Below are 12,366 nucleotides of genomic sequence, written 5' to 3'. Positions count from 1 at the left end.
CCGAGGAACATGCGCCCGGAAGGATACTCCGGGCGTCACGCCTCGCGGATCGCGGCCGCCGGCAGGCGCGCCGGGCGGCCCCGAGGGCGGCGCCGACGCCATCCGCCGCGAGGAGCGGCGCCTCTCCGGCGAGGCACCGGGCTCCCCGTCTTCCGGTCCCGCGATAGAATCGTTCCGTTCCGAACAATCGCCGGAGGCGGGCATGAGGTTCTCGGCCGTTTCCCTTCTGGTCCTGGCGGCGGCGGCCGCGCCGGCGGTCCGGGCGGCCGCTCCGCCGGCCGATACGCTTTCCCCCGCCGACCGCGCGGAGGCCCGGATCCGCGCCGGCGACGCCGACGGCGCCTCGGCGATCGCCGAGGCCGCTCTGGTCGACGCTCCCGGCGACGCGGCGCTCTGGCGCGTCGTCGGGGAAGCCTACGGCATGCGCGCCCGCACCGCCCCTCTCCTTTCGCGATACCGCCTCGCGAAGAAGTGCCGCGAGGCGTTCGAAAAGGCGGTCGCGCTCGCCCCCGAGGACGTCGAAGCGCGGCTCGCCCTGTTCACGTATTACCTCGAGGCTCCCGGAATCGCCGGCGGCGGGACCGGGCGGGCGCGCGAGCAGGCGGAGGCGATCGCGAGGCTCGATCCGGCGCGCGGCCACGTCGCCCTCGGCGTGCTCTTCACGCGCGAGAAGGAGCTCTCCCGCGCCGAAGCCGAGTACCGGTCCGCCCTCGAGGCCGATCCCCGGAACTCGGAGGCGCGCGCCGGGCTCGGCGCGCTGCTCGTCGACCAGGGGCGCTTCGAGGAGGCGCGGCGGACGTGGCTCGCCCTCTCGGAGGATCCGGACGTCGGCCCCATCGCGCATTTCCAGCTCGGCGCGATCGCCCGGCTCTCGGGCAGCGGGCTCGAGGAGGGGATCGAGCACCTGAAGCGGTATCTCGCATCCCCTCCGCCGCCCGATGCCCCGACGTGGGCCGACGCGCAGTGGACGCTCGGGGTGCTCTACGAGAAGGTCGGCCGCCGCGCGGAAGCGGTGACGGCGCTTCGCGATGCACTCCGGCTCGACCCCGACCACACGGAAGCGAGGAAGGAGCTTCGCCGGCTCGGCGAGTGACCGCGGGTCCCTGGGGCGGATCTCAGTTCGTCCGCGATGGCCGCCGGGCGTCGTCGAGAACGGCGACGAGCTTCTTCGGCGCGACCGCGCGATAGCTCTCGGCGATCCAGGCCTCGAGGAGACCGATCGGGGCGCGTGCCGGCGGCTCGAACGTCGCGGTGACCCATCCGGCTTTCCCGAGGCCGTATCCCGTGGGCCGGACGAACGGCAGGTCCCGCGCCTCTTCCGCCGACTGCGGCAGCTTGACCGAGAGGGCCAGCGGGCCGCCGCGGACGGGGTCGAGGCCGAGGAACACGAAGACTTTCCCGCCGGCTTTCACGACGCGCTCGCCCCATGGGAAATCCTCGGTCGCGCCCGGAAAGCGGAGAGCGAAGGTCCTCAGCGCGCGGGAGTCCGCTCTCAGGTCGCCGTCGGCGCCGGACGAGCTTCGCCGGCTCGGCGGCTTCCGTTTCTTCACGCGGGCGGCAGTCTACGGCGAGCGGCCGGCGCCGGGGAAACCTTTATCGTTTGACTCCGTAGTTCGGGAAGGTGCATCTTCGACCCACATCGTTCTCCGGGCGCCGAAATGGCGCGGAGGCGGGCTCTCGGGCTCGCGCGTCCGCGCGACCGGTTCATTGACTTTCGGAGGTTCTCCATGCGGTTCTCGCTTCGTTTCCCGATCGCTCTCCTCCTGCTGGGGTCGGCGTTGCCCGGCGTCCGGGCGGCCGCCCCGTCGCCGCTGACGGTCGACGAGATCGTCGCGAAGAACGTCGCGGCCCGCGGCGGCGAAGAGAAGCTGAAGGCGATTCATTCTCTTCGCCTCACCGGGAAGGTGACGTTCGCGTTCGGCGACAACCAGATCGAGGCGGTCTTCGGGCAGGTCCAGAAGAGGCCCGGCATGATCCGGCAGGAGGTGACGCTCCAGGGCCTGACCGCCGTCGACGCGTACGACGGCAAGGAAGGGTGGAATCTCCAGCCGTTCCAGGGGCGGCGCGATGCGCAGAAGCACACTGCCGACGAAAACCGGCAGCTCGCGGAGCAGGCCGACATCGAAGGGCCGCTCGTCGACTGGAAGCAGAAGGGACACACCGTCGAGTACCTCGGCACGGAGGACATCGACGGCACGCCGGCCCTGAAACTCCGTGTCAACCTCAAGGGGGGCAATACCGAATACGTCTATCTCGACCCGGACTATTTCCTCGAGATCCGCACCGAGACGATCACGCGCGTGCGCGGGGCCGAGCAGATCACGGACAGCGACCTCGGGAGCTACGGGCAGATCGACGGCGCCTGGTTTCCGTTCTCGATCGAGCAGAGCCAGCCCGGAGGAGGAGGCCGGCAGCGCTACGACGTCCAGCACGCGGAGGCGAACGTCGACGTCGAGGACTTGCTGTTCACGTTCCCTCCGGCGGGAACGCCGATCGTCCTGTCGATCAAGGCCGCTCCCGGAGCGCCGGCGCTCGCCGCTTCGGCTCCGCCGGCCCCCGCCGCGGCGAGGCCGCCGGTCTTCGACTCCGGCACGGTTTCGGGGCTCGGCGCGCGCAACATCGGTTCGGCGGCGATGAGCGGCCGGATCGCCGCGATCGCGGCGAGGAACGAAGGAGGGAAGACGACGGTCTACGTCGGCGCCGCGAGCGGCGGCGTCTGGCGCTCATTCGACGGCGGGACGACGTTCAAACCGGTTTTCGACAAGCAGCCGGTCCAGTCCATCGGCGCGATCACGATCGACCCGTCCCACCCGAAAACGGTCTGGGTGGGAACCGGCGAATCCTGGATGCGCAACTCCGTCTCGGTCGGCGACGGGATCTACAAGTCCACCGACGGGGGCGAAACGTGGACGAACATGGGCCTGCCGAACTCCGAGCACATCGTGCGCGTGCTCGTCGACCCGAAGCGGAGCGACACGGTCTATGCGTGCGTCCCGGGAAAGCTGTGGAGCGACAGCGCCGACCGGGGTCTCTACAAGACGAACGACGGCGGAAAGAACTGGAGCCTCGTCCTCAAGGGAGCGAATCTCTCGACGGGCTGTTCGTCCGTGACCATGGACCCGAAGAACCCCGACGTGCTGATGGCGGGAATGTGGGACTTCCGCCGGAAGGGCTGGACGTTCCGATCCGGGGGCGATGGCCCGAATGCGCCGAGCGGCAGCGGCCTCTTCCGCTCGGAGGACGGCGGGAAGAGCTGGACGGAGATGACGTCCCGGACGAACGCGGGGCTGCCCGGCAAACCGTGGGGGCGCGTCGAAACGGTCATCGCGCCCTCGAATCCTCAGATCGTGTACGCGCTGATCGAGTCGGTCCATTCCGCGCTGTACTGGTCCGGCGACGGCGGAAAGACGTGGGAAGCGCGCGACCACGGCCAGAGCATGATCTGGCGGCCCTTCTACTTCGGCCGCCTCGTCGTCGACCCCACCAACGCCGATCACGTCTTCAAGCCGGGCGGCTCGATCACCGTCAGCGAGGACGGCGGAAAGAGCTTCTCCTACACGGGAGGGGGAGGCCACGGCGACTGGCACGAGATCTGGATCGATCCCGACAACGTCAAGCACGCGATCGCGGGGGACGACGGCGGGCTGTGGATCTCGGAGGACGGCGGCAACCGCTGGCGGCATTCGATGAACCTGCCGGTCTCCCAGTTCTACCACGTGGCGCTCGACGACCGCGATCCGTACCAGGTGTACGGCGGAATCCAGGACAACAGCTCGTGGTTCGGGGACTCGGCGCATCCCGGCGGAATCTCCAACTCCCGGTGGACGCCGATCCCGAACGGCGACGGATTCTGGACGATCCCGGATCCGTCGGACCCGGACGCGGTGTACTCGGAGGCCCAGGGCGGGCACATCACGCGGTACGACCGGCGGACCGGCACGCAGCGCGACATCCAGCCGAAGGCGGGATACAAGCAGAAGCTGCACTTCAACTGGAACGCGCCGATCTATCCGTCGCCCAACGAAAAGGGAACGATCTACCTCGGCGCGCAGTACCTCTTCCGTTCGCGCGACCACGGCCTGACCTGGGACCGGATCTCTCCCGATCTCACGACGCACGATCCGGAGAAGCAGAAGCAGGAGCTCTCGGGTGGAATCACCGTCGACAACTCCGCGGCCGAGGAGTTCACGACGATCTACTCGGTCTCCGAGTCCCCGAAGGACGCGAACGTGCTGTGGGTCGGCACCTCCGACGGTAACCTGCAGTTGACGCGGGACGGCGGAAAGGGGTGGACGAACGTCGTCGGAAACGTGAAGGGACTGCCGCCGGCGCCGTGGGTGACGTGGGTGGAGGCCTCGCGGTTCCAGCCGGGGACGGCCTACGCGACGTTCGACTTCCACACGGTCGGCGACATCCGCCCGTTCGCGTACCGCACGACCGATTTCGGGAAGACATGGACGCGGATCGCGGGACCGGAGCAGGGGATCCGCGGATACGCGCACGTCATCAAGGAAGACACGGTCAAGCCGTCGCTCCTCTTCCTCGGGACCGAGTTCGGTCTCTGGATCTCGGTGGACGGCGGCGCCACGTGGGCGCAGTTCAAGGGAGGCGACTTCCCGGACGTCGCGGTGCGCGATCTCCAGATCCATCCGCGGGACAACGACCTCGTGCTCGCGACGCACGGGCGGGGGATCTGGATCGTCGACGACATCACGCCCCTGCGGAGCCTCGCCGCCGACACGCTCGGCAGGAACGCGGCGTTCCTCCCGGGGCGCGTCGTCCAGCAGCGAATGCCGTCCAACGGCGGCTGGGTGGAAGGCGACGCGACGTTCGTCGGGCCGAACCCGACCGGCGGGGCCGTGATCACCTACTACCAGCGGACCCGCCACCTCTTCGGCCCGATCAAGCTCGAAATCCTCGACGCGGACGGGAAGGTGATCGACTCGATTGCCGCGAGCAAGCGGCGCGGCATCAACCGCGTCTTCTGGTCGATGCAGGTTCCTCCGCCGCGGGTGCCGAGGGCGGCGCAACTCGCCTTCAATTCGTCTCTCGGACCTCGGGTGCCGCCCGGAACGTACACCGCACGGCTGACCAAGGGGGGCGAGACGATCGAGCAGAAGTTCGAAGTCGCCGTCGACCGGCGCGCCCCGTACGGGCCGGCCGAGCGAAAAGAGCAGTTCGACGCCGTGATGAAGGCGCATGCGCTGTTCGGCGAGATGAGCGCCTTGAACGACCGGATCGACGGGGCGCGCGCGGGGGTCCTGCGGGCCGCGAAGGGGCTTCCGGACACCGACGCCCTGAAGAAGAGGCTCGACGCGGCGGCCGGCCGGCTCGACGAGATCAAGAAGGAGATCGTCGCGACGAAGGAAGGGGGCGCGATCACGGGCGAGGAGCGGATCCGCGAACACCTGGACGAGGTCTACGGAGCGCTCATGAGCTGGGAAGGCAAGCCGGCCGCGTACCAGGTGGAGCGGGTCGAGGCGCTCCGCCGCGAGCTGGCGGACGTGGCGAAGGAAGTCGACGCCGTTTCGAAGAGCGATCTCGATCCGATCAACGCGGAGCTCGGGAAGCGGAAGCTCCCGCCGATTCCGACGGGAGAGGCGCCGCCCGGCAAGTAACCGGCCCGGACCGGGAAATCCTGCCGCCCGGCTCCTCGCGAGCCGGGCGGTTCTCCTCGCCCGCTAGAAGCCCTTGCTCTTCTCGCCCGACGTCGCGGGGGCGGTCTCGGAGATCTTCTCCGCGATCGCCTTGGCCTGGGTGAAGAGATAGAGGTATTCGCGGCCGCCCGCCTTCGAATCGGTTCCCGACATGTTGAAGCCGCCGAAGGGATGCGCGCCGACGAGCGCGCCGGTGCATTTCCGGTTCACGTAGAGATTTCCGCAGAAGAGATCCCGTTTCCCGCGGGCGATCCGTGCCGGGTCGCGGGAGTAGAGCGCTCCGGTGAGGCCGTACTCCGTGTCGTTGGCGAGGGCCACGCCTTCGTCGAAGTCGCGGGCCCGGAGAATGGCGAGCACCGGGCCGAAGATCTCCTCGCGGGCGATCTTCGCGTCCCGCGAGACGTCGTCGATGACCGTCGGCTGCACGTAGAAGCCCGAATCGGGGCCGGCGCCGCCGCCCGCGAGGAGCTTGCCTTCCTTCTTCCCGGCCTCCACGTACTCGAGGATCTTCCGCTGGGCGCCGGCGTTGATGACGGGACCGACGCTCGAGGCGGGGTCGTCCGCCGGCCCGAGCTTCAAAGCCTTCGTCTTCTCGACGACCTTCGCGACGAGCTCATCGTGCACGGAATCGACGACGATCAGCCGGGAGCAGGCGGAGCACTTCTGCCCCTGGAAACCGAAGGCGGAGGCGACGACGCCGGCCGCGGCCGAGTCGAGGTCCGCGGTCTCGTCGACGAGGATGAAGTCCTTGCCGCCCATTTCCAGGATCGCCCGCTTGATCCAGATCTGCCCCTTCGGCACCTTCGCCGCCTTCTCGTTGATCTCCAGCCCGACGGTCTTGGATCCCGTGAACGCGATGAACCGGACCTTCGGCGATTCGACGAGCGCGTCTCCGACCTCGGCCCCCGGGCCGGTGACGAAGTTCAGGACGCCCGCGGGAACGCCCGCCTCGATCGCGGCCTCCACGAACATCGTCGCGATCCCCGCGGTGTCGGAGGCCGGCTTCAGCACCACGGTGTTGCCGGAGACGATCGCCGCGGTCGTCATTCCGGCGAGGATCGCGAGCGGGAAGTTCCAGGGCGGAATGATCGCCCCGACGCCGAGCGGGAGGAATTCGAGCGTGCCGCGCTCGCCGGGAACGGGGGTGAGCGGCTGCGGCTCGGAGAGCCGGTGCATTTCGCGCGCGTAGAACTCGCAGAAGTCGATCGCCTCGGCGGTGTCGCCGTCCGCTTCCGGCCAGGTCTTCCCCGCCTCGAGCGACATCATCGCGGAGAACTCGTGCTTGCGGTTCCGGAGGATCGCGGCGATCCGGACGAGGAGCCGGCTCCGGTCGTCGGACGGCGTGTTCCTCCACGCCGCGAACGCGTCGAAGGCGGCGTCGACCGCGCGAAGCGCGTCGGCGCGCGTGCCCTTCGCGAAGCGGCCGATCACGTCGTCCTTGCGGGACGGGTTGCGGGACTCGAACGTGGCCGCCCCGGACGTCCATCGGCCGCCCACGAAGAGGCGGCCTTCGAGCGGAAGTCTTCCGCGCACCCGCTCGAGAGCGTCCGCGAACGCGCGGCGGTTCGCCTCGGCGGTGAAGTCGGTCAGGGGTTCGTTGCGGAATTCGGAAAACATCGCGTTCCTCCGGCCGCCGAATCTATCTCAAGAGTCGACCGGCAGCCCCCCGGCCGCCGGTCGCCTACGGCAGGGAGTCGGGTTGGTCCACCCGCCGGGTCGAAGCGGACGCTTCGCGCCGCTCGACGCGGCGCCCTCCTCGACCGTGAAGGCTCTCCGCACCGTCCGGCCCGCCCGGGCTCGCGGAGGCTCAGGTCGGCAGCGAGCGGGCCGTCACGCGCTCCCGGTCCCGGGGCCCGCTCCCGCGGCGGTCCGACGGCGTTCGGCCCAGGCGTAGAACACGAATCCCGCCACGACGAATCCGAAGGACCCGCCGAAGACCTTCAGGAAGAAGGCGGTCTTTCCCGCCTCGTCCGAGGGCGGAACGAGCGCGAGCAGGATCGCGAGGAGCGTCGTCGCGAACCCGATGCCGTTGACGACCCAGCTTCCGGCGTCTCCTCCCGGGACGGGGATCGCGCCCGCCGCGCTCCTGATCGTGCGGCGGAGCCGGATCGCCGCGGCGAACATGTAGAGATACGGAATGAAATAGACGATGAGCGTCGCGTCGACGAGGATGAGATAGGCCGTGTGGACGGTCGACCCCTGCGTCGCCGCGAGGATGAAGAGCGCCGACAGCCCCGCCTGGACGAGAAGCGCGACGTAGGGCGTCTTCCACCGCGGGTGCGTGCGTCCGAACACGGGGGGAAGGTACCGGTCGAGGCCGCCGACGAAGAGGAGCCGCGCCGTGCCGACGAGCCACGCGCCGAGGCCGCCCAGTCCGGCGAGCGTCATGAGCAGCGCGACCGGAGGTCCGATCCACCGGAGACCGTGCGCGGCGCCCGCCTGCGCGATCGCCTGGTTGACGCCGGCGATGATCGACACCTTCTCGGAAGGGAGCGCCCAGAGCATCGACAGGGTGCCGAGGATGTAGCACGCGGCGATCGTCAGGCCGGAGATCCAGATCGCGCGCGGGAACGTGCGCTTCGGATCGCGCACCTCGCCGGCCATCATGGGGGCGAGCTCCAGCCCGGCGAAGCCGAAGCAGATCTGCGCGAAGAAGATGATCGTGTCCTTCCGCGCGAGCGACGGAAAGAGCGAGCGCGCGGGAATCGGCGTCGCCGACCCGGCGGTCGCGAGCGCGACGACTCCGACCGCGAGGAGCACCGCCGACGGGATCCATTGCGCGAGGCCGCCGACGTTCTGGACCCACTTGCCCGTGTTCAGGCCGACGATGTTGAAGGCGAGCGCGACCGCGAGAAGAACGAGCGACGCCCCCGCGGTGTAGGCGCGACTGTTCTCGAGGGCGGCGAACCGGAGGTTGAACACGTAGAGCGCGAAGACGACCGTCGAAAGCGTGAGCGTCGGGAAATACAGGATGTTCGACGTCCAGTAGAGCCAGCCCGCGACGAAACCCTGCCGCGGCCCGAACGCCTCCCTCGCCCACACGTAGAGCCCGCCTTCCTCGGGGATCGCGGAACAGAGCGCGGTGACGCAGAGCCCCTGCGGAACGAAGAAGGCGAACGCCGCGAGGACCCAGAGCCCGATCGACGACGGACCGGAATGCGCCGCGAGCGCGACCCATCGCATTCCGACGATCGCGGCCACGTTGAACAGGACGAGGTCCCGCGTCCGCAGCGTCTTTTCGAGAGGCATTTCGCGTATCCTACGTTAGAGCCCGCATCCATGAGCGCCTCCGGCGTCCCCGCGGATCTTTTCCGGCGAAATGCTGCAGAAGCCCGCCTCGCCGATGCCGAGACATCGCTTTCGGCGGCCTTCTTCGCCTCGACGAAAGATATTTCGCGGGTACCACCGGCCGCTTCGGGTCCATCGCGTCGCTCCGTGCCGCGCGGCCGGCAGGATTCACCTGACCGGCCGGGGACCGTGAATGATCCGGGCTCCGGAAGGATCGGCTGATGAAAAAGATCGGGCTCGCGCTCGTGGCGGCGGGCGTCGCGGGGTTCCTTCTCCTCCGCCCCCCGTCGTGGCGCTGGGAGTCCGCGGGCGTCGCGGTGACGGGGCTCGTGCTCGCCGTGATTCCGTCGCGTCCGAGCTGATTCCTCCGGTCTTGTCACATCGCGCTTGCCGCTCTGTTATCCTGCCGTCCGGGGAGCGAATATGACCGATAAGACTCTTGTGACACAGCTCGTGACCATGCTCCGGGCCGACAAGTCGCTGAACGAGCGCCAGCTCAAGAAGGCGGCCGCCCGGCGCCTGAAGAGAAAGGACGTTCCGCTGCCGGCGATCCGGGAGGCGCGGCGCAAGCTCGGCATCGACCGGGCCTCGGCGCAGCGCGAAGCGCAGAAGATGCTCCGCGCGGGAAAGATGACCGGCTCGCAGATCATCGACGCGATCCGGAAGCGCTTCGGCGTCAAGCTCTTCGCTCCCGAGCTCTCCCGGCTCCGCCGGAAGGCGGGAATCGCGCCGCTGCGGCGCCCGAGAGCCGCGGCTCCCGCTCCCGGCATCACGGTCGGCCCTCTCGGGCGCGGCGCGGCGAAAGGGGCGATCGAGGTGACGTTCAACGGCCGCGGCTCCGCGAAAGGGCTCGCGGAATTCTTCCGGCAGCTCGCGGGCTGAAGGACGAACGGCGCGGCGGCGGCCGGCGCTCGGCCGTCAGGGCGTCCGGGGTTCCGTAATTTTCGTGTATTGTCCGGCGGCGACGGGTCCGACGCGCTGGACGGTGCCGGAGGGCCAGTCGATCGTCAGCGATCGGATCGACGCCTCGCCGCCGAGTCCGAAGAGCACGCGCGGGTCCGACGAGGACAGATAGCTGTCCCCCGACTGCACCCAGCGCGTCAGTTTCCGTCCGCTCGGCAGCTCGGCCGTGAGACGGGCGCCGATCCCCTGGCGGTTCGAGCGCGTCCCGACGAGCACGACTCCGGCCCAGCGACCGTGCGTCCCGTCGTTGCGAAGGAGCTGCAGCGGTCCGCCCGAGTTCGAGACCGCGACGTCGGGATCGCCGTCGTTGTCGTAATCGGCGACCGCGACGCCGCGCCCGACGAACGCCTGGTCGAACGCCGGGCCGCATCCCTGCTCGTGAAACCGGCCGTGGCCGTCGTTCCACATCAGGAAGTCCCGTTCCGCGTAGGTCGTGTTCTCGCGCCTCGTCGGATCCTGCAGATGGCCGTTGGCGATGTAGGCGTCGAGGACGCCGCGGTCGTCGAGGTCGAGAACGCCGATTCCGAAGGCGAGGAAGTTGAGCGACGGACCGCCGAAACCGGAGGGCACCGTGAGGTCCTCGAACACGCCCGATCCGAGATTGTGGTAGTAGCCGTTCAGCTCGAAATCGAAGTAGGTGACGACGAGATCGGGAAGTCCGTCGCCGTCGAAGTCGGCCGCCCCGACGCCCATTCCGCCCTGAGGCTTCCCTTCCAGGCTGAAGGCCGTCCCGGACGTGAGCGAAACGTCCTCGAACTTTCCGTGCCCGAGATTGTGGAACAGGAAATTCCCCACCGTGTCGTTGGCGACGAAGAGATCGGGCTTGCCGTCGAGGTCGAAGTCGAGGAAGCCGACGGCGAGCTCCTTGCCGGGCGCCCCCACCCCCGCCTCCTTCGTGACGTCCGTGAAGGTTCCGTTTCCGTTGTTCCGATACAGGATCCCCGACGCGGGGGGATAGACGCTCGGATGGCAATAGTCGCGCACGCCGGCGGCGACGTTTCCGCAGAAGTAATCCTTCTCGACCGAGTAGTCGACGTAGCGGGCGACGAAGAGGTCGAGGAAGCCGTCGCCGTCGACGTCCGCCCACGCCGCGCTCGTGCTCCAGCCGGACGCGGCCACGCCGGCCCGCGCCGTGACGTCCGTGAACGTCCCGTCCCCGTTGTTGTGGTAGAGGATGTTGGCGCCGAAATTGGTGACGTAGAGATCCGGGAAGCCGTCGTTGTCGTAATCGGCCGCCGCCGCCCCCATGCCGTACGCCGTGTCGCGCAGGCCGGCCTTCTGCGTGACGTCCGTGAACGTCCCGTCGTGGTTGTTGCGATACAGCCGGTCGCCGGCCGCGGCGCTTCCCGTCGGCGGAAACGGGCCGGACTGGACGACGTAGAGGTCCATCCATCCGTCGGCGTCGTAGTCGAGCCACGCGACGCCCGATCCCATCGTCTCGGGGAGCCGCCGCTGCGGCGTCGCTCCGCGCTCGTGCCGGAAGTCGATCCCCGATTTCCGGGCGACGTCGGTCAGCGTGATCGGGCAGCCCGCGGAAGCCGAGGGAGCGGGGCTCGCGGCGGCCGGAACCGCGGCGGCGAGGGCCGCGAGCGCGAGGATCATCGGCGGCCTCTCTCGGCGTACTCGCGCGACAGGCGCGCGCGGATCCGGGCGTCGGCGGGATCCTCCGCGCTCGCGCGCTCGAGGACCTGGATCGCCTCGCGGTGCCGTCCGAGACGGGAGAGCGCGGCGCCCCGCCCTTCGAGGACGTCGGGGGCGTCCGGCATCGCTTCGAATCGCCGGAGCGCCCGCGCGGGCTGGCCGTGCTCGAGCTCCTCCCAGGCGAGATTCATCTGGACGTGGTGCGATCCGCGGGCGAGCTCGTCCGCGCGCTCGGCGTCGTAGAGACGCTTCGCGACCTCCGCCTCCCGCTGCGCGTCCTCCTTCTTCCCCTCGCGCGCGAGAGTCTGGGCGAGAGCCACGTGCGGGGCGGAAGACTTCGAGAGCGCCGCCGCGCGGCGGAATCGGGATTCGGCCTCGGCGAGCCGGCCGGCGGCGGCGAGCGCGCGGCCGAGGAGCATCTGCCGGCTTTCGGCCTCGGGCTCGTCGCGCGCGGCGTTCTCGAGATGAACGACCGCTTCGTCCGGGCGGCCCGTCCAGAGCAGGAACCGGCCGAGCGCGAGCTGCGCGGCCGACGACGGCGGCTCGGCTTCCGCCGCCTCGGTGAGCCGCTCGCGCGCCCGGTCGAGGTCGCCGGCGCTCCAGTGGGCGTTCCCGAGCGCGATCAGGAGATCGGCGGAGCCGGCTCCGAGAGAGCGCGCGCGCTCGAGCTCCCGCGCGGCCGTCTCGAAGCGTCCCTGGATCGCCAGATGCTCGCCGTAGCTCGCGTGCAGCTCGGCGACGTCGGGGAATTTTGCGAGCGCCTCCTCCATCGCGCGATTGCCGGGATCGATCCTTCCGGTGTCCCACAGGAAGGCCG

General features: G+C 69.7%; 9 protein-coding genes. 4 read left to right on the top strand and 5 right to left on the bottom strand.

The features are described 5' to 3' along the window. Positions 1-202 precede the first annotated feature (202 nt). The gene (locus VFS34_17475; protein ID HET9796242.1) at positions 203-1,093 is read left to right on the top strand and encodes a tetratricopeptide repeat protein; all 891 of its coding nucleotides are present in this window, start codon (positions 203-205) and stop codon (positions 1,091-1,093) included. A gap of 22 nt (positions 1,094-1,115) precedes the next feature. On the opposite strand, the gene VFS34_17470 is transcribed toward VFS34_17475, so the two are convergent. Continuing rightward, positions 1,116-1,550, bottom strand: coding sequence for an MmcQ/YjbR family DNA-binding protein (locus tag VFS34_17470; GenBank protein HET9796241.1), 435 nt, complete (start codon positions 1,548-1,550; stop codon positions 1,116-1,118). 177 nt (positions 1,551-1,727) lie between these two features. Here VFS34_17470 and VFS34_17465 point away from each other — a divergent pair, with 177 nt between their 5' ends. Beyond that, on the top strand, positions 1,728-5,618 hold the full coding sequence (locus VFS34_17465) for a sialidase (GenBank protein HET9796240.1): 3,891 nt from the start codon (positions 1,728-1,730) through the stop codon (positions 5,616-5,618). 63 nt (positions 5,619-5,681) lie between these two features. Here VFS34_17465 and pruA read toward each other — a convergent pair whose 3' ends face one another. After that, positions 5,682-7,274: an L-glutamate gamma-semialdehyde dehydrogenase gene (gene pruA / locus VFS34_17460; protein HET9796239.1), complete on the bottom strand. Its 1,593-nt coding sequence runs from the start codon at positions 7,272-7,274 to the stop codon at positions 5,682-5,684. A 213-nt stretch (positions 7,275-7,487) separates the two neighbouring features. Further along, complete coding sequence (locus tag VFS34_17455) at positions 7,488-8,906, bottom strand: APC family permease (protein HET9796238.1); 1,419 nt, start codon at positions 8,904-8,906, stop codon at positions 7,488-7,490. 260 nt (positions 8,907-9,166) lie between these two features. Here VFS34_17455 and VFS34_17450 point away from each other — a divergent pair, with 260 nt between their 5' ends. Together VFS34_17450 and VFS34_17445 are read left to right on the top strand one after the other, a co-directional pair. Then, positions 9,167-9,307, top strand: coding sequence for a hypothetical protein (locus VFS34_17450; GenBank protein ID HET9796237.1), 141 nt, complete (start codon positions 9,167-9,169; stop codon positions 9,305-9,307). 79 nt (positions 9,308-9,386) lie between these two features. Further along, entirely contained in the window at positions 9,387-9,827 is a 441-nt protein-coding gene (locus VFS34_17445) for a hypothetical protein (GenBank protein ID HET9796236.1), read from the top strand. 36 nt (positions 9,828-9,863) lie between these two features. Here the strand turns inward: VFS34_17445 and VFS34_17440 are convergent, their stop codons facing one another. Continuing rightward, entirely contained in the window at positions 9,864-11,510 is a 1,647-nt protein-coding gene (locus VFS34_17440) for a CRTAC1 family protein (protein ID HET9796235.1), read from the bottom strand. Continuing rightward, a partial coding sequence (locus tag VFS34_17435) for a tetratricopeptide repeat protein (GenBank protein ID HET9796234.1) occupies positions 11,507-12,366 on the bottom strand: 860 nt, incomplete at its 5' end. The genes VFS34_17435 and VFS34_17440, both read right to left, overlap by 4 nt.

This window comes from Thermoanaerobaculia bacterium (genome assembly GCA_035717485.1).
Classification (GTDB): domain Bacteria; phylum Acidobacteriota; class Thermoanaerobaculia; order UBA5066; family DATFVB01; genus DATFVB01.
The sequence above is the reverse complement of the archived record's forward strand: the minus strand, read 5'-3'. Positions and strand labels throughout refer to the sequence as shown.

Excerpts from the sequence above, each read along its gene's own strand:
- pruA (HET9796239.1), bottom strand. The coding sequence starts at position 7,274 with ATGTTTTCCGAATTCCGCAACGAACCCCTGACCGACTTCACCGCCGAG.
- VFS34_17455 (HET9796238.1), bottom strand. The coding sequence starts at position 8,906 with ATGCCTCTCGAAAAGACGCTGCGGACGCGGGACCTCGTCCTGTTCAAC.
- VFS34_17450 (HET9796237.1), top strand. The coding sequence starts at position 9,167 with ATGAAAAAGATCGGGCTCGCGCTCGTGGCGGCGGGCGTCGCGGGGTTC.
- VFS34_17475 (HET9796242.1), top strand. The coding sequence starts at position 203 with ATGAGGTTCTCGGCCGTTTCCCTTCTGGTCCTGGCGGCGGCGGCCGCG.
- VFS34_17465 (HET9796240.1), top strand. The coding sequence starts at position 1,728 with ATGCGGTTCTCGCTTCGTTTCCCGATCGCTCTCCTCCTGCTGGGGTCG.
- VFS34_17440 (HET9796235.1), bottom strand. The coding sequence starts at position 11,510 with ATGATCCTCGCGCTCGCGGCCCTCGCCGCCGCGGTTCCGGCCGCCGCG.